10 protein-coding genes are annotated in these 24967 nt (G+C 74.1%); 8 read left to right on the forward strand and 2 right to left on the reverse strand.

Annotated features, from left to right (window positions below; all coding sequences use genetic code 11):
- Nucleotides 1-57: 57 nt before the first annotated feature.
- The 6 genes from CRP49_RS32110 to asnB all read left to right on the forward strand — a co-directional run bounded on the left by CRP49_RS32110 (nucleotide 58) and on the right by asnB (nucleotide 20583).
- Entirely contained in the window at nucleotides 58-13779 is a 13722-nt protein-coding gene (locus CRP49_RS32110) for a type I polyketide synthase (protein ID WP_097256494.1), read from the forward strand.
- A 33-nt stretch (nucleotides 13780-13812) separates the two neighbouring features.
- Entirely contained in the window at nucleotides 13813-14760 is a 948-nt protein-coding gene (locus CRP49_RS48150; protein WP_257033557.1) for an acyl carrier protein, read from the forward strand.
- Between the two features lie 29 nt (nucleotides 14761-14789).
- Entirely contained in the window at nucleotides 14790-16484 is a 1695-nt protein-coding gene (locus CRP49_RS32120; protein ID WP_257033558.1) for a thioester reductase domain-containing protein, read from the forward strand.
- Complete coding sequence (locus tag CRP49_RS32125; RefSeq protein WP_097256495.1) at nucleotides 16481-17620, forward strand: alpha/beta hydrolase; 1140 nt, start codon at nucleotides 16481-16483, stop codon at nucleotides 17618-17620. Before CRP49_RS32120 ends, CRP49_RS32125 begins: the two co-directional genes overlap by 4 nt.
- A 62-nt stretch (nucleotides 17621-17682) precedes the next feature.
- Nucleotides 17683-18462, forward strand: a complete 780-nt coding sequence (locus CRP49_RS32130) for an alpha/beta fold hydrolase (protein WP_097256496.1) — start codon at nucleotides 17683-17685, stop codon at nucleotides 18460-18462.
- A gap of 279 nt (nucleotides 18463-18741) precedes the next feature.
- Entirely contained in the window at nucleotides 18742-20583 is a 1842-nt protein-coding gene (gene asnB / locus CRP49_RS32135) for an asparagine synthase (glutamine-hydrolyzing) (RefSeq protein WP_097256497.1), read from the forward strand.
- 52 nt (nucleotides 20584-20635) lie between these two features.
- On the opposite strand, the gene CRP49_RS32140 is transcribed toward asnB, so the two are convergent.
- Both CRP49_RS32140 and CRP49_RS32145 read right to left on the reverse strand, forming a co-directional pair.
- Nucleotides 20636-21160 carry a DUF4232 domain-containing protein gene (locus CRP49_RS32140; protein WP_097256498.1) on the reverse strand — a complete coding sequence of 175 codons (525 nt, stop codon included), beginning with the start codon at nucleotides 21158-21160 and terminating at the stop codon, nucleotides 20636-20638.
- 124 nt (nucleotides 21161-21284) lie between these two features.
- On the reverse strand, nucleotides 21285-22922 hold the full coding sequence (locus tag CRP49_RS32145; RefSeq protein WP_097256499.1) for an alpha/beta hydrolase: 1638 nt from the start codon (nucleotides 22920-22922) through the stop codon (nucleotides 21285-21287).
- A 309-nt stretch (nucleotides 22923-23231) separates the two neighbouring features.
- Between CRP49_RS32145 and CRP49_RS48890 the strand changes: the two genes are divergently transcribed.
- Both CRP49_RS48890 and CRP49_RS32155 read left to right on the forward strand, forming a co-directional pair.
- Entirely contained in the window at nucleotides 23232-23876 is a 645-nt protein-coding gene (locus CRP49_RS48890; RefSeq protein WP_097256500.1) for a chaplin, read from the forward strand.
- Nucleotides 23877-24102: 226 nt separating this feature from the next.
- Nucleotides 24103-24957: a GNAT family N-acetyltransferase gene (locus CRP49_RS32155; protein WP_097256501.1), complete on the forward strand. Its 855-nt coding sequence runs from the start codon at nucleotides 24103-24105 to the stop codon at nucleotides 24955-24957.
- Nucleotides 24958-24967: the final 10 nt, after the last annotated feature.

The following is a 24967-nucleotide window of genomic DNA, read 5'->3' on the forward strand; positions in this document are numbered from 1 at the left end:
CCCGTCGCCCGGTACGGAATCCAGCCTGAGCCCGAGTTCACGAGGACACCTGCCCAGATGCCTGCGAACGAGTCCCCGAAGCACACCCCCGAGCCGTCCCTGACGACCTCCGAGGGCGTCCGGGCCTGGCTGGCATCGGCCGTCGCCGAGGCCGCCGGTACCGACCCGGCGGACGTCGACCCGAACCGGCCGCTCGCCGAATTCGGCCTCGGATCACGCCAGTTGGTCACCCTGGCCGCCGAACTCGGCACGCTGACCGGCCGCCCCCTGGAACCGTCCCTCGTCTTCAACCACCCCACCATCGACGCCGTCGCGCAGGCCGTCTTCGCACCGTTGCGGACCCGAACGCCGTTGCCCGGCAAGGCCGTTGAGCGGACCGGTCCCGGTGACGACGTGGCGATCATCTCCCTGGCCTGCCGCTTCCCCGGCGGCGCCGACGACCCCGAGGCCCTGTGGCGGCTGCTGACCACAGGTGAGGACGCCATCTCCGAGGTCCCGGCGGGCCGTTGGGACACGAACGGTCTGTACGACCCCGACCCCGAGGCCACCGGCAAGGCCTACACCCTGCGCGGCGGTTTCCTCGACGGCGGCATCGACCGCTTCGACGCGGCCTTCTTCGGCATCTCCCCGCGCGAGGCTGCCGCCATGGACCCCCAGCAGCGGCTGCTCCTGCAGACCGCCTGGGAGGCGATCGAACGCGCCGGCATCCTCCCGGAGTCCCTGAGCGGCAGCTCCACCGGCGTCTATCTCGGCCTGTACGACAGTGGTTACCTCGCCGCCGCCCCGCTCACCCAGCTCGACGGACACGTCGGCACCGGCTCGGCGGCCAGTGTGGCCTCCGGACGCATCGCCTACACCCTCGGCCTGCAGGGGCCGGCGGTGACCGTCGACACCGCCTGCTCGTCCTCGCTGGTCGCCCTGCACCTGGCGGCGCGGGCCCTGGCGAGCGGGGAGTGCGATCTCGCCCTGGCCGGCGGGGCCACGCTGCTGGTCACTCCGCGCGGGCACGTCGAGTTCAGCAGGCTGCGCGGGCTGTCCCCGTCCGGGCGGTGCAGCCCGTTCTCCGCCGACGCGGACGGCGTCGTATGGGCCGAGGGCTGCGGTCTCGTCGTACTCAAGCGGCTCGCGGACGCGCGCCGCGACGGCGACCGGATCCTGGCCGTCGTCAAGGGTTCGGCGATCAACCAGGACGGCCGCAGCCAGGGCCTCAGCGCCCCCAACGGCCCGGCCCAGGAACGGGTGCTGCGCGCCGCCCTGGACGCGGCCGGGCTCAGCCCGCACGACCTCGACCACGTCGAGGCCCATGGCACCGGCACCCGGCTCGGCGACCCCATCGAACTCCGGGCCCTGGCCGACGTGTTCGGCCCCGACCGCCCGGCCGACCGCCCCCTCGGCATCGGCTCCCTGAAGTCCAACATCGGCCACACCCAGGCGGCCGCGGGCATCGGCGGGATCATCAAGACCGTCCTCGCGCTCGGCCACGAGCACCTGCCGGCCTCCCTGCACGCCGAGCGCCTCACCGACCAGATCGACTGGACCGGCAGCGGGCTGCACGTGCAGAGCGCCGGACAGGCCTGGCCGCGCACCGCGGACCGGGTGCGCCGGGCCGGGGTCAGCGCCTTCGGGATCAGCGGCACGAACGCCCATGTGGTCCTGGAGGAAGCTCCGGAACCCGCTGGGGTAGCGCCTGAAGTCGCCGGGGAAGCGCCGGAATCCGCCGCCGACACCCCCGCACAGCAGGCCGTCACCCCCACTCTCTTCCCCCTCTCCGCCCGCAGCCTCCCCGCCCTGCACGGCCAGGCCGCCCGGCTGCTCGGCGCCCTCGAATCCCACCCGGAGCTGCCGCTCACCGCGGTCGCCGCGACCCTCGCCCAGCACCGGACCCACTTCGACCACAGGGCGGTCGTTCGGGCCCCCGACCGCACCCAGCTGCTCGACGCCCTGCGCGCCCTCGCCGACGGAGACCCCACCCCCGAGCACACCACCGGCCCCCAGCGGACCGCCCCCGCCGGAAAGCTGGCCTTCGTCTTCCCCGGACAGGGCAGCCAGTGGGCCGGGATGGCCCGCGACCTGCTGGACCGGGACCCCGTGTTCGCCGACGAGCTGGACCGCTGCGACGCTGCGCTGCGCCCGTTCACCGAATGGTCCGTGACGGCCGTGCTGCGCGGCGACGCCGGCGCCCCGTCCCTGGACCGCGTGGACGTCGTCCAGCCCGCCCTGTTCGCCGTGATGGTGTCGCTGGCCGCCGTCTGGCGCGCCCGGGGCATCCGCCCGGACGCCGTCATCGGGCACAGCCAGGGCGAGGTCGCCGCGGCCTGCGTCGCGGGCGCGCTCAGCCTCAACGACGCGGCCGCCGTCGTCGCCCTGCGCAGCCAGGCCCTGACCGGCGTGTCCGGCACCGGCACCATGGCCGTGATCGCACTGCCCCACGGCGAGGTCCGGGCCGAACTCGACGGTTCCGTCTCGGTCGCCGCCGTCAACAGCGGCCGGGCGACCGTGGTCGCGGGCGCCGTCGAAGCAGTCGAAGCGCTGCTCGCCCGCCTCGAAGCACGCCAGGTGTTCGTCCGCCGTCTCGACGTCGACTACGCCTCCCACAGCGACCGGGTCGAACCGGTCCGCGAGCGGATCCTCGACGAACTCGACGGCGTGACCACGTACCCGACGGACATCGCCTGGTACTCCACGGTCACCGCCGAACCGGTCACCGAGGAGCTGGAGGCCGGCTACTGGTACACCAACCTCCGCGAAACCGTCCGGTTCGCGCCCACCGTCGAGCGCATGCTCGCCGACGGCTACCGCCACTTCGTGGAGCTGAGCCCCCACCCGGCCCTGCTCACCGCGCTGCGCACCATCGGCGAGGACACCGGCCACGACCTGACCACCGTCGGCTCGCTGGGCCGCGACGAGGACGGCCCCGCCTGTCTGGACCGGGCCGCCGCCGAACTCCACGTCCACGGACGGCGGCTCGACTGGCGCCGTCTGGTCCCCGACGGCGAGATGGCCGACCTGCCGACCTACGCCTGGGACGCGCAGCGCCACTGGATCGACCCGGAGACCGCCACCGGCGGCCCGGCCCTCTTCGACCAGGCCACGCATCCGCTCCTCGGCATCCAGCTCCAGTCCGCCGACGAGACCCGCTGGACCTTCCGCAACGAGTGGTCCCCGGCCACCGCCGACTGGCTGCCCGACCACACCGTGTTCGGCCGCACCGTGGTCTCCGGCACCACCCTGATGGAGCTGTGCCGTGCCGCGCTCGCCGTGGCCCGCCCGGACGACGCGGCCGACGTCACCGACCTGCTCCTGCTCAGCCCCCTCGTCCTGCCCGGCTCCGGCACGGTCGAGGTCTCCGTCGAGGTCGTCACCGCCGGTCCCGTACCCGAGATCACCGTGCACAGCCGCCCGCGCGGCCAGGACGCCCCCGGCTGGACCCTGCACGCCACCGCCTCCGCCGCCGAGTCCACCCCGCTCAGCGCGGGCCGCCCCCCGCAGTGGCCCGACACCGCCGAAGAGGCCTGGACCGCGCAGACGTACGACCGCCTGGCCGACCTCGGCCTCGGCTACGGGCCCGCCTTCCAGGGCGTACGGTCGGCGGTCACGACCGGCGACGGAGAACTCCTGGCCCGTCTCTCCCTGCCCTCCGCCGCCCGCGACACGGCCGACCCCTACCCGGTGCACCCGGCCCTGCTGGACGCCGCTCTGCACGTCACGGCCGCCTTCGGAGCGGCCGACGGACGCGCCCTGCTCCCCGTCGCCGTGGGGCGCTGCGTCCTGCCGTACGGCGGCGCGGGCGACCTGACCGCGCAGGTGCGGCGCACGAGCCAGGCCGGCTCGGACCTCACCCTGGACGTCACGCTGTGGGACGCCGACGGCCTGCCCGCCGGGAGCCTGGAGGCCGTGCGTCTGCGCGCCGCCGATCCGGCCGACCTCGACGCCGGCTCGGAGAACGCCCGGCACCTCTACGAGGTGGCCTGGACGGCCGTCACCGAGGAGCCGCCCGCCGCCGCGCCGGACCTCACCTGGACCGTGGCCGGCGATGCGGCCGAACCGCAGGCCGAGGCCGCGCTGCACGGCCTGGAGCGTCGCGAGACCGGCGCCGATGTCGCCGTACGATTCTGGCCGCGCACCGACGAACCACTGTCCGGTGCCCATGAGTTGGCGGCCGCCGCCCTCGCCGAGCTGCGGCGGCTCATCGCGCTCCCCGCAGACCAGGCGCCCGCCCGGACGGTGTGGGTGACCCGTGGTGCGATCGCCGCCGCCGACGGCGACCCGGTGGCCGGGCTCGCCCAGTCGGTGCTGTGGGGGCTGGTCCGCAGTGCCCGTGCCGAGCATCCGGACCTCGGGCTGACGTTGCTGGACCTCGACGACGGCGATCCCGCGTCCGCGCTCAGGGCAGCCGCGGGCCTTGCCGACGAGCCCGAACTGGCCCTCCGCGAAGGGACGTTGTTCGCCCCCCGGCTGGTGCGCGCACGACCCGACCGGGACGAGCGGCGCGGGGCCGGCCAGCTCCCCACGGACGGGACCGTCCTGATCACGGGTGGTCTGGGTGCCGTCGGTCGGCACATCGCCCGGCTGTTCGCCGAACGAGGCGTTCCCCGGCTCGTGTTGACGGCTCGCAGGGGTGCCGAGGATCCCCGCGCGGCCGAGACGGTCGCCGAGCTGGCCGCGCTCGGCGCCGCGGCCGAGGTCGTCGCGTGCGAGGTCACCGACCCGGCCGCCGTCGCCGACGTACTCTCCCATGCCGGCGACGAGTTGCCCCTGCGCGGTGTCGTGCACTGCGCAGGGATCCTCGACGACGGGGTGGTCGCCGAGCTGACGCCCGAGCGGCTGGCGCGGGTGCTGCGGCCCAAGGTCGACGGGGCCCTCCTGCTGCACCGGCTCACCGCCGACACCCCGCTGGACCTGTTCCTGCTGGTGTCCTCGGCCGCCGGTGTCGTGGGCAACGCGGGCCAGGGCAACTACGCGGCCGCCAACGTCCTCCTCGACCAACTCGCCCACCACCGGCGGGCCCTGGGCCTGCCCGGCAGCTCGATCTCCTTCGGCGCCTGGGCCGGTGAGGGCCTCGCCGCGGCCCACGCCGACCTGGACCGCATGGCCCGGCTCGGCCACCGGGCGCTCACCCCGGACCAGGGCCGCGACCTCGTGGCGCTGGCCCTTCGACGCACCGCCCCGCACCTGGTGGCCTGGGCCCTCGACCTGCCCCGCCTGCGCTCGTCGGACGCGGCCGGCACCGCCCTGTGGCGCTCGCTGCTGCCCGCCCCGCGCGGCACCGGGGGAGACGCCCTCGCCGACCGGCTGGCCCGGCTGCCCGAGCCCGAGCGGGCCGAGCGCGTCCTGGCCCTGGTCCGGGACGAGGCCTCCCGCGCCCTCGGCCTGCGCTCGGCCGAGTCCGTACGCCCCGACCAGCCGCTGCGCGAGCTCGGCATGGACTCCGTCACCGCCGTCGAACTGCGCAACCGCATCGGCGCCCGGCTCGGTACCCGCCTGCCCGCCACCCTCCTCTTCGACCACCCCACCGCCGACCGGCTGGCCGAGTACCTGCTGGCCACCGTGCTGGGGCGCCCGTCACGCAAGGATCAGCGGGCTCGTACGACCGTGCCCGTCGGCGACGAACCGATCGCCATCGTCGCCATGGCCTGCCGGCTGCCCGGCGGAGTCAGCGACCCGGACGGACTGTGGCGACTGGTCACCGAAGGCCGGGACGCGGTCGGCCCGTTCCCGGCCGGACGCTGGGACGTGGAGGCGCTGTACGACCCCGACCCGGACGCCCTCGGCAAGTCCTACGCCCGCGAGGGCGGCTTCCTGGACGACATCGAGTCCTTCGACGCGGGCTTCTTCGGCATCACCCCGAAGGAGGCCGCCGCCATGGACCCCCAGCAGCGGCTGCTGCTGGAGACGGCCTGGGAGGCGCTGGAACGCGCCGGAATCGTGCCCGCCCGGCTCGCGGGCAGCACCACCGGTGTGTACGTCGGCATGTTCGGCAGCGACTACCTGGCGGGCTCCCGCCTCGACCAGCTCGACGGCTACGTCGGCACCGGCTCGGCGCTCAGCGTCGCCTCCGGCCGGCTGGCGTATGCGCTCGGCCTGCACGGCCCGGCCCTGACCGTGGACACGGCCTGCTCGTCCTCCCTGGTGGCGACGCATCTGGCCGCCCAGGCCCTGCGCGCCGGGGAGTGCGACCTGGCCCTGGCCGGCGGGGTGACGCTGATGGTGACCCCGCAGACCTTCGTGGAGTTCAGCCGCCTGCGCGGCCTGTCCCCGACCGGCCGCTGCCGCTCCTTCTCCGACGACGCCGACGGTGCGATCTGGGCCGAGGGCGCCGGCATGCTCGTCCTCAAGCGGCTGAGCGACGCCGAGCGGGACGGCGACGAGGTGCTGGCGGTGCTGCGCGGTACGGCAGTCAACCAGGACGGCCGCAGCCAGGGCCTGTCGGCGCCCAACGGCCCGGCCCAGGAACAGGTGATCCGCCGTGCGCTGGAGCTGTCCGGGCTGGCACCCGCCGACATCGACCACATCGAGGCGCACGGCACCGGCACCACCCTCGGCGACCCGATCGAGGCCAACGCCCTGGCCGAGGTCTTCGCCGGCTCCCGCCCGCAGGACCGCCCCCTGCATCTGGGTTCGCTCAAGTCCAACATCGGCCATGCGCAGGCCGCTTCGGGCGTCGCCGGGCTGATCAAGGTCGTGCAGTCGCTGCGCCACCAGACCCTGCCCCGCACCCTGCACGCCGGCACGCCGAGCCGGCACGTCGAGTGGGAGGGCAGCGGACTCCGGCTGCTCCAGGAACCGGTCGCCTGGCCGGCGACGGGGGAGCGGGTGCGGCGGGCCGGGGTCAGCGCCTTCGGCATCAGCGGGACCAACGCCCACGTCATCGTGGAGGAAGCCCCCGCCCGGCCGCGGCACGAACAGGAAGCCCCCGCCCGGCCGCGGCAGGACACGGAACTCCCGGACGGGAAGCTGCTGTTCCCGATCTCCGGGCGCAGCGAGGCCGGGCTGCGCGGGCAGGCGGCCCGGCTGGCCCGGTACGTCACCGCCGGCACCGCTCTCCCGGACGTCGCCCACACGCTGGCCCGGCACCGCAGCCACTTCGAGTGGCGCACCGCGGTCGTCGCGGGCGACCGGGACGAACTGCTCTCCTCCCTCAAGGCGTTGGGCAGCGGACGCAAGCCCGTGTCCGCGCCCCGCGAGGACCAGACCGGCAAGGTCGCCTTCGTGTTCGCCGGACACGGGGGCCAATGGTCCGGCATGGGACTGGAGTTGCTGTCCCAGTCCGAGGCCTTCCGGGCGGAGCTGACCCGGATCGACGCCGCCGTCGAGCGACAGGCCGGCTGGTCGGTGCTCAACGTGCTGCGGGCGCCGGAGGAGTTCTCCCCGCTCGACCGCACCGAATACCTCCAGCCGGTGCTGTTCGCCGTCAACGCGGCCCTGGCCGCCGCCTGGCGGGAACTCGGCGTCACCCCGGACGCCGTCGTCGGCCACAGCCTGGGCGAGATCGCCGCCGCGTACAGCGCGGGAGCCCTCACCCTGGACGAGGCCGTCACCGCCGTCACCGGGCGGGCCGCCGCGGTCGTACCGCTCGTCGGGCAGGGCGGCATGCTCGCCGTGGAGCTGCCACTTGCCGAGGTCGAGGAGCTGCTGGAGCCCTACGCCGGCCGGCTCTTCGTCGGAGCCGTCAACAGCCCCGGCGCCACCGCCGTGTCCGGCGCGGCGGCCGCGCTCACCGCACTGCGCCGTCAACTGGAGGAGCGGGGCGTCCCCACGCGCGTCCTGTCGACGCCGTTCGCCTCGCACACCCCACTCATGGAGCCGCTGCGCGCCGAACTCCTCGACCGCTTCGCCGACATCCGGGGCACCCGCACACCGACCCCGCTCTACTCGTCGGTGCTCGCCGAACCCGTCCCCGGGGACGGCCTGGACGCCGCCTACTGGTTCGACAACCTGCGCCGGCCGGTCCGCTTCGCTGACACCATCCGCCGGATGCTGGACGACGGATACCGCTACTTCGTGGAACTCAGCCCGCACCCCTCGCTCACCTCGGCGATCGAGGCCGTGGCCGCCGAGGCCGGGATCGACGCGACCGGCATCGGCTCGCTGCGGCGGGGCCGGGACGGGCACGACGTACTGCTCGGCAGGCTGGGGGAGTTGTACGAGGCCGGACACTCGCCCGACTGGACGGCCCTCTTCCCGCGCGGCCGCCGCGCCGACCTGCCCACCTACGCCTTCGCCCGCGAACGCCACTGGCTCGCGCCCGTCCAGGCCACCTCCACCGGCGGCTCACCGCTGCTCGGCACCCACGTCCAGGCCAGCGACGAACCCGGCCGGGACCTCTTCCAGAGCGAGATCGACCTGCGCGACAGCCGCTTCGCCTATCTGACCGACCACCGGGTCACGGGCGAGGTGTGGCTGCCGGGCGCGGCCTTCCTGGACCTGGCGCTGGAGGCGGCGACCACGCTCTCGGACGGCGAGGAGGTGCAGCTGGCCGACGTCCGGTTCGTGCAGCCGCTGCGCCTGGACGCCGACCGGCCCGTACGGCTGCAGATGGTGCTGCGGCCCGCCGAGGACGGCTTCCGGGACTTCTCCATCGCGTCGGCGCCGGCTGGTGAGCGTCGGTGGGAACGGCTCGTGACCGGGCGGATCGCCCTCGCCGAGGAGCCGTCGGTGGACGCGGGGGAACTCGCCGCCCTGCGGGAGCGCTGCGCCGAGCGGGTCGACCTGCCCGCCGTCTACGCGGGCCTCGCCGCGCTCGGCATCGACTACGGCCCCGCCTTCCGGGGCCTGACGGAGGGCCACCGGGACGGCGGCACGACGGCGGTGGCCCGCCTGGCCGCCCGGCCTGCCGCCGGTCACCTCCTGCACCCCGCCACGCTCGACGCCGCCTTCCACGCGGCCGCGCTGCCCGCCGCCGCCCCGCAGGGCAGGGCGTTCGTGCCCGCCGGCGCCGGGCACGTACGCTTCACCGGCCTGCGCACGGCACCCGCCTGGGTGAGCTGCGACCTGCGCGCGGTGGACGGCGACACCGCCGTCCTCGACCTGCGCCTGTGGGACGAGAACGACCAACTCGTCCTGGCGGCCGACGAGTTCCGGCTCGCCGCGCTCTCCCCACTGGACGGCGCCCTCTTCGAGACCCGCTGGCAGCCCTGCCCCGCGGCACAGGAGCCGCCCGCCGGGGGCGGCTGGCTCATCCTCGCCGACGAGACCGGCGTCGCCGACGAACTCATCGACCGACTCGGCGACTTGACGCCGCACGTCGTCGCACGCCCGGGCACCGCGTACGGCGCCGAGGGCCCCGGCCGCTACGTCCTCGACCCGGCCGACCCGGACCAGTGGGGCCGGCTCCTGGACGAGGCCTTCGCGGACGCGCCACCCGAGCGGGTGGTCCAGCTGTCCGCGCTCGACGCCCCGCCGGTCCGCGACGACCGCAGCGCCGAGGAGGCCGCCCGGCTCTGCTGCCTGAGCACCCTGCACCTGGTGCGGGCCCTCACCGAGCGCGAGCGGCCTGCGGGCCGGACACCGCGCCTGTTCGTCGTCGTGCGCGGCAGCCAGGCCGCCGGTGACAGCACCATGGTGACGCACCCGCAGCAGGCCCTCGCCTGGGGCTTCGGACTCGCCGTGGCCCAGGAACACCCGGAACTCGCCACCACGCTGGTCGACCTGCCCGCCGACGGCGGCGCCGAGCAGCTGTGGACCCAGCTGTGGCACGCCGACGACGAGCGCATGGTCGCGCTGCGCGGCACCGGCCGCCTCGTCCCGCGCCTGGCCCGCACCCGCCCCGACGACGACGGCCACCCCGAACTGCCGGACGGCGTGCACCTGATCACCGGTGGCCTGGGCGGCCTCGGTCGGATCGTCGCCGAACGGCTGGTGCGCCGGGGCGCCCGGCGGCTCGCCCTGCTGAGCCGCGGCACGCCCGACCCGGCCGCCACCGCCTGGATCCAGGGCCTCGAACAGCGGGGCGTCACCGTGCACCTCGCCCGCGCCGACGTCGCCGACCGGGCCGGACTCACCGCGGCCCTGGACGCCGTACGACGCGAGGCCGGCCCGGTCTCCACCGTGGTCCACGCCGCCGGTGTCCTGGACGACGCCACCCTCGCGAACCTCACCGAGGAGCGCGTCCGGCGCGTCCTCGCGCCCAAGGTGCTCGGCACCGCCCTGCTCACCGAACTGGTCCCGGAGGCAGAGAACCTGGTCCTGTTCGCCTCGGCGGCCGGCCTGCTGGGCTCGGCCGGGCAGAGCCCGTACTCGGCGGCGAACGCCTTCCTCGACGCCTGGGCGCACCACCTCTCCCGGACCGGCCGACGGGCGCTGAGCCTGGACTGGGGTGCCTGGGCGGGCGTCGGCATGGTCGCCGAGTCCGGTACCCGGGCCGCCGAGACCAGCCGCTCCGGCCTGGTCGCCTTCTCCCCGCAGGACGGCGGCGAGCTGTTCGAACGGGTGCTGACGACCGCCCGCCGCCAGCTCGCCCCGATCGCCCTCGACTGGGACCTGCTCGCTCTCGACCCGGACGCGGCACGCAGCCGCCCCCTGCTCGCCGACCTGGTGACCGTCCCGGCCGGCGGCGGCGACACCGACGACCTGGTGAAGAAGGTGTTCGGGGCCGCCACCGGGCCGGAGCGCACCGAGTGGCTCGAGACCTATGTGCGGGCCCGGGTCGGCGAGGTCTCCGGCGGCGCGGTGGACGTGTTCGCCACCACGGCCCTGAAGGAGCTGGGCCTGGACTCGCTGATGCTGGTCCGGCTGCGCAACGCGTTCGCCCGCGACCTGGGCGTCGACCTCCCGGCCGCCGACGTGTTCTCCGCCGCCGACATCCGCGGTCTCGCCCGCGCCCTCGGCGAGGCCCTGCCCGAGCGCGCCGCCCCGGCCCAGCGGGCCGAGGAGTCACCCGCGCAGGAGGTGCCCGAGACCGAACTGCGGCCCGCGACCCGGGATGTCGTACGACTCCTGCGCAGCGCCCAGCCGGACATGCCCGACGCGGCCCACGGCGTCGGTCTGGCCGTACGGCTCACCACACCGACCACTCGCGAAGCCCTCACCGGCATCCTGGACCGGCTCGCCGCCCGGCACGCGGCCCTGCGCACGGCCGTCGTGACCGGCGCCGAGGGCGGCCGCCAGCTACGGGTGGACCGTGAGCCGCCCACGCCGCTGCTGCGATGGACCGAGGCCACGGAGGTCGACGCCGCCGAGCGGCTGCGGTTGCTCCTGGAGCCGCCGTTCGACCTGGCCGTCCCGCCGCTGTGGCGGTTCGAACTCGCCGACGGCGGCCCGCGGGGCCAGATCCTGGTGTTCGGCGCCCATCACGCGGTCAGCGACCTGCAGTCCCTGCTCCTCGTGGCCGCGGAGATCGACGCCGAACTCTCCGGAACCCCGCTGGACGGCACCGTCACCAACCGGGACATCGACCTCCTGATCGAGGCCCAGCAAGGCGGCGGCGACGGCCCCGGCGACGACTGGCGCGCGGCCTTCCAGGGCAGCGAACGGCTCGACCTGACCCTCGCCCGGCCGCGCCCGGAAACCCGCTCCTACCGGTCCGGCAGCGTCACCGTGACCGTCCCCGACGGACTCATGGAACGGATCTCGGCCGCCGCGAGCGCCCTGGCCGTCACCCCCGCCGCGTTCTGCCTCGGCACCCTCACCGTGCTCTTGGCCAGGAAGCGGGAACGGGAGCGGTTCGCGCTCGCCGTGCCCGTGGACACCCGCGTCCACGCCGACGCGTACGGCGCGGTGGGCTTCTTCGGCGTCCCCGTGCCCTTCCCCGCCCAGGCGGCGGCGGGGGAACGGGTCGCGGACGTACTGGTCCGCACCGACCGGCGGCTGCAGCGGATCCTGGCGAAGGGCGCCATGTTCTCCGACGTCCTCGCCACGCTCGCCCGGCAGGGCCTGCACCGCGCCAACGCGCCGCTCGTCGAGGTGTACTTCAACTACGTCCGCTTCTCGGGCCGGTTGACCCACCTCGAGGTACTGCCCGCCGGCGTCGGCCACACCGACCTCGACCTGATGATCACCATGACCCCGGACACGGGCACCGTCCGCCTCGACCACAACCTCGACATCCTGGACGCGGACACCGCGACCCAACTCGGCGAGGAGTTCCTGCGGTTGCTCGCGGAGACCGCACAGGACGCGACCACGGTCGTACGGGTCGCGGCCGAGCATGCCGGGGAGAGCGCAACGGCCGGTCGCCAGGGGCCGGTTCAGCAGGCACCGGTCGAGGGACCGCGTCTCGCCCTCGCCGCCACGTTCGCGCTCGGAAACCTGCCCCTGATGTGCGAGGCCGCGCTGGAGGACGAGCGGGCGACCGTCGCCGAAGCTCCGTACCACCAGGTGCTCGCCGCCCTCCAGGACCCCTCCGGCGTCCTCGCCGACCCGGCCACCGCGGTGGGCGTCGTCCTGCTGCGGGCCGCCGACCTGGAGCGGTTCGGACCGGTGGACGACACGGTCCTCGCCGAACTGCGCAGCGCCTACCCGGCCGCGCTGAAGTCCCTCGCCGAACGCACCCGCAGGCCGCTGGTCGTCGGCATCCTGCCGACCGCCCGGCCCACGGACCGCCACCTCGAATGGGAGCGGGGGATCGCCGCCGACCTGGCCGGACTGCCCGGCATCGCGGTGCTCGGGCCCGACGAGTGGACCCGGCAGCACACCGTCGAGGACCCCTTCGACGAGCGCACCGAGCGCCTCGCCCACCTGCCCTTCAGCCCGGCCTTCCAGGCAGCCGTGGCGCTGTGCCTGGCCGAGGTGGTACGGGCCGTACGGCGTCCCGCGCCCAAGGTGATCGCCGTCGACGGCGACGAGACCCTGTGGGGCGGAGTGGCGGGCGAGGCCGGCCCCGAGGCGGTCGACCTCACCGGCCCGCGCGCCCAACTGGCCCGCAGGCTGCTCCAGTGGCGGGAAGCGGGCGCGCTGCTGGCGCTGGTCAGCAACAACGACGAGGCCACGGTCCGGGCCGTCCTCGACCGGCCCGACAGCCTGCTGAAGGCCGAGCACTTCAGCGTGGTCTCCGCCGCCTGGAACCCCAAGCCGGACCGCCTCGCCGAAGCCGCCCGCACCCTCAACCTCGGCCTGGACAGCTTCCTGTTCCTGGACGACAACCCGGCCGAGATCGCCAGGATGCGCTCGGCGCACCCGCAGGTGCTGTCCGTGACCTGCCCGCCGACCGCCGAACTCGACCCGTTCCTGGGCCGGTTGTGGCCCCTCGTCCCGGCCGCGGCGACCGCCGAGGACGCCCTGCGGGCCCGGTTCTACGCACAGGAACGCGAGCGGGACGCCGTCCGCGACGGCGCCGGGTTCGAGGAGTTCCTCGCCCAGCTGAACCTTGAGGTCGACATCCGCGAGCTGGCGGACGCGGACGTCGAGCGCGGCGAGCAACTCGTGCGCCGCACCAACCAGTTCACCCTGCGCGCCCGGTCCGCCGACGGCGGCGACCTCGGCCGCTGGCGCGAACGGGGTGAGGTGTGGACGGCGGCGGCACGGGACCGGTTCGGCGACTACGGCCAGATCGCCCTGCTCGCGGTCGGTGCCGACGGCGACCAGCTCGACGTCCTCGCCTGGCTGATGAGCTGCCGTGCCCTTGGCCGGGGCGTCGAGGAACGGCTGCTCTCCTGGCTCGCCGACCGGGCCGAGCAGCTGGGCTGCGCCAAGGTCCGGCTCACCGCGGAGCGCACCCCGCGCAACGCCCCCGCCCGCCGGCTGCTCGCCGCGCTCGGCGGCGGCGACCCGGACGACGAACGGCTGGACGTCGTGACCACACCCGAACACCTGCGGGCCTTCCGCTCCTGGGAGCAGCAGTGAGGAACAAGACCGTGCACAACGCGAAGGGCTCTCATGCGTGACGTGAACGAGGAGCCGGCCCACGCCGGCCGGCGGGCGATCGCCGAGTCGATCGAACGGGGCGGCGGCGGACTCGGCGTGGCCGACCTGCTGGCCAAGGTACGGGCGACGGCCACCGAGCCCGCCCCGGCCCCGACGCCCGACCTGGCGGGCCTGACGGCCACCATCGCCGCCGCGGCCGGCCGCCACCTGCCCTCGGGCCAACTGGCCCCCGACGCCGACTTCTTCGACGCGGGCGGCACCTCCGTCGACGCGGTGGAGCTGGCCGCCGAACTGGAGGGCGAGCTGGGCATCGAGGTGGACCTCGACGAGGTGTTCGCGGACGCCCGACCGGTCAGTCTGGCCCGGAGGTGGCTACTGCTGCTGGGGGATGGGCAGGCGCCGGGGGTGTCCCGGGACACGGGATCATCGGCCGGGCCGACGCCCCTCGCCGCATCGACAGCCTCGTCGGCCAGGGCAGCTTCGCCGGTTGGGGCGGCCTCGGCCGGGGCTGCGTCTTCCGTTGTCTCGGGGGTTTCCTCGGTTGCGGCGTCCTCGGTTGGACCGGTGCCCTTCGCCGCACCGGCGGTCTCCCGGGGCACGGGATCACCGGCCGGGTCGGCACCCTTCGCCGCCACGGCAGCTCCGTCGGCCGCGGAGTCTTCGGCCGCGCCGACGCCCTTCGCCGCCTCGGCCTTCTCCCCGACCACAGCGCCCCCGGCCTCGCCGACGGACCTCGCCCCCTCTGCGGCCACGTCCCCACCCCTGACCGCCCCCGCCCCTGCCCCCAACACCCTCCCCGTCACCCCAGCCCCCGCACCCACCACCCCTACCGCCCCACCACCCCCCACTCCCGCGCCCGCCAGGAAGACCTCGACCAGATCCTGGCCGACCTCGCCCTCGCCGACCGGCTGCCCTTCGCCGACGTACCCGAGCCCCTGCCGCCGCGCCGGATCCTGCTGACCGGTGCGACCGGGTTCCTCGGCAGTCATATGCTGCTCGACCTGCTGCGGCACAGCGACGCGCATGTGTACTGCCTGGTCCGCGCGGCCGGCGAGGCGGCCGCGACGGAACGGCTCGGCGCGCAGCTGCGCAGTTACAAGCTGCCGTGGTCCTCGGAGATACGCCGGCGCATCACCGTGCTGCCCGGCGACATCCGCCGCCCCCGCCTCGGCCTCACCGACGAGCAGTGGCACACCCTCGCGCACGAACTCGACAGCGTCGTCGGAGTGGCGGCCGCCGTGGACTTCCTGCGCGGCTACCAGTCGCTGCGCGGCAGCAACGTCCTCGGTGCGCTCACCCTCGCCGAGCTGGCCGCGACCGGCCGGCCCAAGCCGCTGCACCACATCTCGTCCATCGCCGTGTTCAACGAGGTCGGCATCACGTCCATGGGCGAGGACGATCCCCTCGCCCACGTCGACCGGCTCATCTCCGGCTACGACCAGTCCAAGTGGGCCGCCGAGGTCGCCCTGCGCCGCGCCCGCGACCACGGGCTCGTCGTCACCGCACTGCGCCCCGGCGGTATCGGCGGCCACACCAGGACCGGCGCGTACAACCCGCAGGACCTCAGCAGCGGCCTGATCTCCGCCTTCGGCCGCTTCCGCACCGTACCGGCGTTCCGCTACCTCAACGCGGCCCCGGTGGACTGGGTCAGCCGGGTCGCCGTCGCCGCGATCTGCGAGCCCGACGCCTGGGGCTTCGACTACAACCTCACCGGCGTGCCCAACACCCTGGACGACGTCGTACGGGACATGGCCCTGGGCGGCATGCACGTCCGCGTGCAGGACTGGGACGAGTGGCGCACCGACGCCCTCGCCCGTCTGGAGGCCGAGCCGGTGCCCGAACTCGGCTTCCTCTCCCGGGTGTTGCAGAGCCCCACCGCGCTGAAGCTGTGCGAGGCCACCCTGCAGGGCCCCGCCGCCGACGCCGAACGCACCGACGCCCTGGTCGCCGCCCTCGGCCTCCCGCCCGCCGCCCGGTACGACGCCCAGGCCCAGCTGAAGACCTTCGAGAAGCTCGCCGACGACGGCCTCGCCCGGCTTCCGCACAAGGACGACCAGCCCTACCTCTGGTTCGCCGAGACGACCGAGGGCACCGTCGGCCCGGTCGGAGCCGCCGCCGAGACCCCCTGCTCGATGGCGCTCACCCTGTCCATCGCCAGCATGTACCAGCTGGTCAAGGAGCGCCGGGTCGACGTCACGGGCGAGGTCACCTGCCCGGCGGTCCATCCCGAACCGCTCACCGTGGAGCGCGGCGACGTCTGGGTCCGCCCCGAGGAGGGCATCCCGCTCCAGCACGGCCTGCGCCACCAACTCCTGCGCTACCGGCTGAGGTTGCGCGACGCGGACGGCGGTCTGTGGTGGCTGGAGGGCCGCAAGTACGCGCGGGCCCGCCGGGACCTGTGGCGGCAGACCCGCGCGCTCACCGTGGAGATCGGCCGCGAGGGCGAGGCCGCGAGTCTGCTCGGCGAGGTCGTCGTACCCGCCGACTCCTACGTCCGCGACCAGATCGACGGCATCAAGGTGGACCCGCGCCTGTCCGGTCAGGAGAAGCGGGCCGCCAAGCTGACCTGGCTCGCCTGGTTCGGCCTGGAGATGGGCCGCGGCCTGCTCGCCCCCTTCGCCCGGGCCGCCGCGGACCTTCTCGACCTGCGCCGCACCCCCACCCTCACGGAGCACCACCGATGATCTTCAGGTCCACCCCCTCCCGGACGGCCCGGCCGGCGCTCCGCAGGGTCCGCACCACCGCGGCCCTCCGCCCCCTGCGCCACCGCCTCGACCCGGCCCGCGTCGAGGAGGTCCCGTTCCGCACGAGCGACGGCGTCCGCCTCGGCCTGACCCGCGTCGACACCGGGGACACCGGCCGGCCCGCCGTGCTGCTCCTGCACGGGCACACCGCCTCCGCCGACATGTTCCTGCTGCCCGAGACCCGCAACCTCGTCGACGCCCTCCTCGACGACGGCTACGAGCCCTGGCTGCTGGACTGGCGGGGCAGCTGCCGGCTGCCGTACAACGAGACCGGCCGGCGGTACACCTACGACGACGTGGCGCTCTACGACATCCCCGAGGCCGTCGCTCATATACGTCAACGTATCGGCGAGCGGCCGCTGTTCGTGGTCGCGCACTGCATCGGCTCGCTCACCCTGTCGCTGAGCATGACGGCCGGCCTGGTGCCGGGTCTGGCTGGCGTGGTCTCCCAAGGGGTCTTCCTGACGCCGAAGTTGGCCGGTCGTACCTCGCTGCGGATGTCCGTGGCGGGGGAGTTGCTGAAGAGCAGGATCGACCACATCCCGGTCGACTTCCGCAAGGTCGGGCTGTGGTCGAAGTACACCCCGCTGTTCGCACTCGCCGCCCGCAAGGCGAGCTGCCCGGATCCGACCTGTCAGATCCTGCACCACTCGGCCTGGGGCAGCGGCGCCTCGCTCTTCGTCCACGAGAACCTGGCCGAGACCACCCACGACCGGCTCGCCGAGCTGCTCGGACCCGCCCCGCTGTGGATCCTGCCCCACCTGCGCCGGATCGAGCTGGCCCGCAGCGTGGTCCGCTGGCACGACACCGACCACCGCTACCGGGCGCTGCCGCCGAACGCCCTGGACGCGGCCGCCCGTATCGACACCCCCGTGCTGCTGCTCGCGGGCAGCGAGAACGGGCTGTGGCTGGACTCGCAGCGGCTGTGCCACGAGGTGCTGGCCCGCCGGCAGCCGCAGCTGGACGTCTCGTACACCGAGATCCCGGGCTACGGTCACCTGGACACCTTCCTGGGCCGGGGCGCCGCCCTCGACGTCTTCGGTCACATCCTCGAATTCCTCGGGGAACGGCGGTGACGGAGGGCGGCGCGGCCGGTTACCGTACCGGGCAGTAACCGCAGCGCACCCAGGAGGCCCCCATGCCGCAGCTCGACGTCGACGGCGCCGTACTGACGTACGACGACGAGGGCCCCCGTGACGGCGCCGACGTGCCCGTGGTGTTCGTCCACGGCTGGACCGCGAACCGGCACCGCTGGGACCACCAGCTGGCGCACTTCTCCGCCGGCCGGCGGGTGATCCGGCTGGACCTGCGCGGGCACGGGGAGAGCACGGGGGCCGGGGTGCGCACGATCGCGGAGCTGGCGAGGGACGTCCTCGCCCTCCTCGACCACCTGGAGGTGGAGCGGTTCGTGCTGGTCGGCCACTCCATGGGCGGGATGATCTCCCAGACCATCGCCCTCTCCCACGCCGAGCGGGTGGAGCGGATGGTGCTGGTCAACTCGATCGGGCGGATGACCTACAGCCGCGGCCGGGGCCTGCTCATGGGCGCCTCCACCCTGGTGCCGTACAAGCTGTTCATCGCGACCAACATCCAGCGGGCCTTCGCCCCGGGCCACCCGCGCGAGGAGGTCCGGGAGTACATCCGCTCCTCCGCCGACACCCCGCGTGAGGTCGTCATGACCCTGTACGGCGCCATGCGGGCCTTCGACGTCCTCGACCGCGCCGGTGAGATCGCCACGCCCACCCTGATGGTGCACGGCTACCACGACATCCAGCTGCCCGTGCGGCAGATGCTCCGGATGGCGAAGGCCTACCCGAACGCGGTCGTGCGCATCATCGACGCGGGCCATGAACTGCCCGTGGAGAAGCCGGCCGAACTCACCGCGGCGCTTGACTGGTTTCTGACTGCGAAGGCCTAGCGCACCAGCCGCTTGGTGAAGTTTTTGCCCGTGGCCGGTTTCCTGCCACGTCGGCCCGGTGCCACGGCGGTCCTTCGATTTCGCGTAGGCAAAACGCGGCCGAAACCGTGGGGGAGTGTGGGCCGTCCGTGTTACGGCCGCGTTGACCGTCGCGAGCGCCTGACGGAGGCTCGTCGTATAGGTGCTCGATACAACCGGTTCGGCGGCCGCCTTCTGCCCACCCCGGAAAGCGCAGGTGAGCGACGGGGACGGCCGCGGGCCGGAGGCAGGAGGTAGCGCATGTGCGGCATCACCGGATGGGTCTCCTTCGACCGTGACCTGACCGCCGAGTCCACCGCATTGCATGCGATGACCGAGACGATGGCCTGCCGCGGCCCGGACGACCGGGGCACCTGGGCCGAGGGCCCCGCCGCCCTGGGCCATCGCCGGCTCGCGATCATCGACCTCCCCGGCGGCCGCCAGCCGATGTCCGTGCGCACCCCCGAGGGAGCCGTCGCCCTCGTCTACTCCGGGGAGACGTACAACTTCACCGAACTCCGCCGCGAACTCACGGACCGCGGTCACGAGTTCACGACCGACTCCGACACCGAGGTCGTCCTCCACGGCTACCTGGAATGGGGCGACGCCGTCGCCGAGCGGCTGAACGGCATGTACGCCTTCGCCGTGTGGGACGGCCGTCACGGCCGGCTGGTGATGATCCGCGACCGCATGGGCATCAAGCCGTTCTACTACCACCCGACCCCGGACGGCGTCCTGTTCGGCTCCGAGCCCAAGGCGATCCTCGCCAACCCGCTCGCCCGGCCCCGGGTCGCCCTGGACGGCCTGCGCGAGCTGTTCACCCTGGTCAAGACGCCGGGACACGCCGTCTGGGACGGCATGCACGAGGTCGAACCCGGCACCGTCGTCACCGTCGACCGCACGGGTCTGCACACTCGGGTCTACTGGCGCCTTGAGACCCGCCCGCACACCGACGACCGTGACACCACCATCGCCACCGTGCGCGCGCTCCTCGACGACATCGTGCGCCGCCAGCTGGTCGCCGACGTCCCGCGCTGCACCCTGCTCTCCGGCGGCCTCGACTCCTCCGCCATGACCGCGCTCGCCGCCCGGCAGCTCGCCGAGCACGGCGAGAAGGTCCGCAGCTTCGCCGTCGACTTCGTCGGGCAGGCCGACAACTTCGTCGCCGACGAACTGCGCGGCACCCCGGACACCCCCTTCGTGCACGACGTGGCCCGGCTCGCCCGCACCGACCACCAGGACATCGTCCTCGACGCCCAGGCTCTCGCCGACCCGGCCGTCCGGGAGAAGGTGATCCGCGCCCGCGACCTGCCGGCCGGCTTCGGCGACATGGACACCTCGCTGCTGCTGCTCTTCCGCGCCATCCGCGACCAGTCCACGGTCGCCCTGTCCGGCGAGTCCGCCGACGAGGTCTTCGGCGGGTACCTGCAGTTCTTCGACGAGGACGTCCGCCGCGCCGACACCTTCCCCTGGCTGGTGCACTTCGGCCGCCACTTCGGCGACGACACCGACGTCCTGCGCCCCGACCTGGCCAAGACCCTGGACCTGGAGGGGTACATCGCCGACGGCTACCGCACCGCCGTCTCCGCCATCCACCGACTGGACGGCGAGAGCGACTTCGAGTACCGGATGCGGCAGATCTGCCACCTGCACCTGACCCGCTTCGTCCGCGCCCTGCTCGACCGCAAGGACCGGATGAGCATGGCCGTAGGCCTGGAGGTCCGGGTGCCGTTCTGCGACCACCGGCTCGTCGAGTACGTCTACAACACGCCCTGGTCGCTGAAGTCCTTCGACGGCCGGGAGAAGAGCCTGCTCAGGGAGGCCACGGCGGACCTCCTGCCGCGGTCGGTGTACGAGCGGGTCAAGAGCCCGTACCCGTCCACCCAGGACCCGCGCTACGCCCGCGCCCTGCAGGACCAGGTCAAGGACCTCCTCACCCGGCCCTCCCACCCCGTCTTCGACCTGGTCGACCGAGAGCGGGTCCGCCAGGCCGCCGATCGCGACACCCCCGTCAGCACCCAGGTGGGCCGCCGCGGCCTGGAGCGCGCCCTCGACCTCGCCCAGTGGCTGGACGTCTACAACCCGGAACTGACCTTGAGCTGAGCCCCCAGGACCGGGCGTGCGGCTCCTCGGCCGAGGCTGAGAGGCCGGACCCTCAGCCGAGGCCCAGCGCGCGGTCCGCGGCCGTCGCCGTCGGCTGCCACCACGTCGTCACCGGCTCCCACACCCGGACGTGGCTCCCGCTGCCGAGCTGCGCAGACGTGAAGGCGCGGCCCCACTGGGAGGCCGACGCGGCCACGGTGATCGCGTCCACCCGGCGGGCCTCGGGGTCCGCCGGGTCGGCGATGGTGCGTACGGCTCCGTAGGCGCTCTTTCCGGCCCCGAGCCGGTACGTGCCGCTGCCGCCCTCCGGCACCGGCAGCGCGGCCCCGTCCAGGTCACCGAAGGTGACCGTGGGCACGCGGTCGACGACGCAGGCCCGGGCGCCGCGGTTGGTCACGCTGACCCGCACCACGGAAGGGTCGCCGGGCGTGGCCTTCGCCCGGAGGACCAGCGCCTTCTCCGCGCAGCGGGCGGTCTTGGCGTGCCCCACGGCCGCCTGGCTCGGCGGTGCGGTGAGCAGCAGGGCCGCCGCGGCGGCGGAGACGGCGGGTACGGCGATGGCGGCGCGGATGCGCATGGCGGGTTCCCCTGTCGGTCACGTACGGTCCGGCGCCGAGGCGCGCCTGCCCAGTGTGACGTCCGGGCCGGCCGGGAGGTTGTTCCGGAATCGCGCCTGTTACCCGTTTGCGCGGCTTCCGTCATCAATGGGTGGTCTTCGCGGTGGAGCTCCAGTCGTTCTCGTCCGCCGGGCAGGAGCTGCCGCTCGGCGGCAGGGTGCCGTACAGCAGGAAGTCGATGACCTTGCGGTGCACGCAGGTGGACGACGAGTAGCCGGTGTGTCCCTCGCCCTTGTTGTCGAGCACCACGGCCGACGGGCCGAGCCGCCGGGCCGTCTCCTCGGTCCAGCGGTACGGCGTCGCCGGGTCGCCGCGCGTGCCCACCAGCAGCATCTTGGCCGAGTGGACGTTCTTGACCTGGTCGCGGATGAACTTCGTGCCCTTGGGGCGGCCGAAGCACATCAGCAGCTGGGTGAGCCGGAAGCGGCCGAAGACCGGCGAGGCCTCGTCGTAGGCGGCCTGCAGACCCTTCAGGTCCCGGGTGATCTGCGCTTCGGTGGGCCGGTCGGGATCATCCGCGCAGTTGATCGCCATCAGCGCGGCCGGCAGGTTGTCCGCGGGGACGTCCTGGGCGTCCACGAGCCCGCTGCCCCGCCGCTCGCCGTCCTGGGACTTCCCCCCGCCGCCCTGCCGGACTGGCACGGCGAAACCGCCGCCGGAGGTGAGGCTGAGGAGCCGCCGGGTGTCGCCGTCCTCGACCAGCGAGACGAGCGCACGCTCCAGGGTGGGCCACAACTCCTTGCTGTACAGGGCCTGCCCGATGGCGCCCACCAGGTCCTGGCCGGAGAACGTGCCGCCGAAGTCCGTGGGCACCGGGTTCTCGTCGAGCGAGCGCACCAGCTGGACGACCTGGTCCCCGGCCGCACGCCGGTCCTGCCCGAACGGACACCCGAGGTCCGTCGTACACCAGTCCAGGAAGTCGTCCAGCGCGGTCTGCTGTCCCTCGGCACCCGCCAGCCCCTGCTCGGACAGCGGCTCGGTCAGGGTGTCCACGCCGTCCAGGGTCATCCGGCCGACCTTGTGCGGGAACTCTGCCGCGTACACGGCGCCGAGCCGCGTGCCGTAGGAGAAGCCCAGGTAGTTGAGCTTCTTGTCGCCGAGGGCCTGACGGATGACGTCCAGGTCCCGGGCGGCGTTCACGGTGCCTATGTGCCGCAGGACCGGGCCGGAGTGCCTGGCGCACTGGTCGGCGGCCCGCCGCAGCTTCTTGAGCAGGGCCTGGGGATGGCTGATGTCGGCGTTCAGGCCCATCGCCGCCGAGGCGTCCTCCGTGCCCTGCCCGCAGCTGACGGGGGAGGACCGGCCGACGCCCCGCGGATCGAAGGTGACCACGTCGTAGCCGTTGGTCAGCTCCAGGAACTCCTTGCCGCCACTGGCGAGTTCGGGGATACCCGCGCCGCCGGGTCCGCCGAAGTTGAGCAGCACCGAGCCCCGTGACGTGCCGGTCGCCCGGTAGCGGGCCAGCGCCAGGTCGAGCGTGCCCGTGCCCGGGTGCGCGTAGTCGATCGGGACGGTCACCTTCGCGCACTGGAGATCCTTGGGCATGTCCGGGCCCGCGCAGCCCGCCCAGGACACCTTCTGCCGGTAGAAGCGGGACAGCTCCGGCTGCGGCTGGTCGGCGGCGGCCGCCGTGGGCAGCCCGGAGCCGAGCAGCGCCAGGGTGAGGGCTCCGGCGCCCGCGCAGCGCCGCACGGCGGGCCGTGGGGACAGCTTGACCAGCATGGATCGCCTCCCAGGGCGCACCCGCTGCGGACCGGGGCGGGCGCCCCCGATCACCATATGCGGGCCCTGTGCGGGCCGCCTCCGGGCGAGCGGGACGGTGTCCGATGATCTACCCTTCGCGCCTTCCGTCATGATCAATGATCATTCGATTACTTTGCGTGCGGTTCGAAGGATCATGTCACTCGACGGGGTGAAAGACCGATAAGCCATAACTCGGATGGTTCGCCTGCGTTTTCTGGGGTGCGGGTGAGTGCCCGCGACGATGTCTGGAAGGCAGGGAAACCTATGAGACGGGCTACCCGAAACGGGGTGATCGCCGTCGTCGCCGCCTCCGGCGCGATGGCCGTGGCGATGCCGGTGTCCGCCGCCTTCGCGGCCGACGGCGCCGCCGCCGACGGCTCGGCGGCCGGCTCGCCCGGAGTGATCTCCGGCAACACCGTCCAGCTCCCGGTGCATGTCCCGGTGAACGTGTGCGGCAACACCGTGAACGTGGTGGGGCTGCTCAACCCCGCGGCGGGCAACGCCTGCGCGAACGGCGGCGGTGCCGGCAAGGGCGCCTCGTCGACGTCCGGCGCCTCGTCGACGTCCGGCGGCGCATCGGCGCAGGGCGGTACGAAGGACTCGCCCGGCGTGCTCTCCGGCAACGGCGTCCAGCTCCCCGTGCACCTGCCGGTGAACGTCAGCGGCAACTCCGTCGACGTGGTCGGCGTGGGCAACCCGGCCCAGGGCAACCACTCCACCAACAACCCCGGCGACCACCCGACCCCGCCCCCGAAGCCGCCGGCCCCCACCAGGACCCACCCGCCCACCCCGCACTCCGCCGCGCGGCCGCCCGTGGCCACCCTGGCCCACACCGGAACCGACCTGACGGCCCCCGTGGTCGCCGGCAGCGCCGTCTTCCTCCTCACCGGCACGGTCCTGTACCGCCGGTTCCGCCCAGGCCGCGACCGCTGACCCCCACGCCATAAGCCCCGCCGGACGCCGGCCCGGTGGGGCCTACGGCGTGGGGCCCGGGTCGTGTTCGGCGCGCGTTTCCAACTCCGCCCGCAGCAGCGCGGTTCGACCCCGCAACGGCCGAACCCCGCGTGGCGCGGCCCGCGTTGATCGGCAAGGATGCTGCGGGCGCGGTCGCCGACCGCGCCGTCCAGCACGTCCGACCCCCACGGAATGGAGCGCACCGATGACCTCTCCGGCCCCCCAGGACCTCGTCGTCACGCAGGCCACCCTCGCCGACTGGCCGGTGATCAGCGGGTGGGCGGCGGCGGAGGGGTGGAATCCCGGGCTGTCCGACGGTCCGGCCTTCTTCGCCCAGGACCCGGACGGGTTCTTCCTCGGCCGGATCGAGGGTGAGCCGGTGTCGGCCATCTCCGTCGTGAACTACGGCTCCGACTACGCCTTCCTCGGCTGCTACCTGGTCCGCCCGGACCTGCGCGGCCACGGCCACGGCCTCACCACCTGGAAGACCGCCCTGGCCCACGCCGGAAACCGCACCGTCGGCCTGGACGGAGTCGTCGCCCAGCAGGACAACTACCGCCAGTCCGGCTTCGAACTCGCCTACCGCACCATCCGCTTCACCGGCACCGCGCCGCAGAGCCGGACACCCGAAGGCGTCCGTCCCGCCGGGCCCGCCGACCTGCCCGCCGTCACCGCCTACGACAGCGCCTGCTCCCCGGCCGACCGCCCGCGCTTCCTCGCCGAGTGGCTCACCGGCCCCGGCCACCGCGCGTACGTCCGCCACGACGGCGACCGCCTCACCGGCTACGGCGTGATCCGGCCCGGCCAGGACACCCTGCGCATCGGCCCCCTCTTCGCCGACACCGCCGACGACGCCCGGGCCCTGTTCGCCGCGCTCACCGCCGGCGTCACCGGCCGCGAGGTCGCGATCGACGTCCCCGAACCGAACGCGGCCGGCGTCGCGCTCGCCGAAGAGGCCGGTTTCAGCGCCTCGTTCGAGACGGCGCGGATGTACACCGGGCCGGTCCGGGAGCACGCCCGGGAGCGGATCTTCGGGGTCGCCACGCTCGAACTCGGCTGAGGAGGCCGGC

This window comes from Streptomyces sp. Ag109_G2-15 (genome assembly GCF_900215565.1).
GTDB lineage: Bacteria > Actinomycetota > Actinomycetes > Streptomycetales > Streptomycetaceae > Streptomyces > Streptomyces diastatochromogenes.

What these genes read in the sequence shown, in the direction of transcription:
- CRP49_RS32140 (WP_097256498.1), bottom strand. Translation starts at nt 21,160, where the DNA reads ATGCGCATCCGCGCCGCCATCGCCGTACCCGCCGTCTCCGCCGCCGCG.
- CRP49_RS32125 (WP_097256495.1), top strand. Translation starts at nt 16,481, where the DNA reads ATGATCTTCAGGTCCACCCCCTCCCGGACGGCCCGGCCGGCGCTCCGC.
- CRP49_RS32130 (WP_097256496.1), top strand. Translation starts at nt 17,683, where the DNA reads ATGCCGCAGCTCGACGTCGACGGCGCCGTACTGACGTACGACGACGAG.
- CRP49_RS32155 (WP_097256501.1), top strand. Translation starts at nt 24,103, where the DNA reads ATGACCTCTCCGGCCCCCCAGGACCTCGTCGTCACGCAGGCCACCCTC.
- CRP49_RS48150 (WP_257033557.1), top strand. Translation starts at nt 13,813, where the DNA reads ATGCGTGACGTGAACGAGGAGCCGGCCCACGCCGGCCGGCGGGCGATC.
- CRP49_RS32145 (WP_097256499.1), bottom strand. Translation starts at nt 22,922, where the DNA reads ATGCTGGTCAAGCTGTCCCCACGGCCCGCCGTGCGGCGCTGCGCGGGC.
- CRP49_RS32120 (WP_257033558.1), top strand. Translation starts at nt 14,790, where the DNA reads ATGCTGCTCGACCTGCTGCGGCACAGCGACGCGCATGTGTACTGCCTG.
- asnB (WP_097256497.1), top strand. Translation starts at nt 18,742, where the DNA reads ATGTGCGGCATCACCGGATGGGTCTCCTTCGACCGTGACCTGACCGCC.
- CRP49_RS32110 (WP_097256494.1), top strand. Translation starts at nt 58, where the DNA reads ATGCCTGCGAACGAGTCCCCGAAGCACACCCCCGAGCCGTCCCTGACG.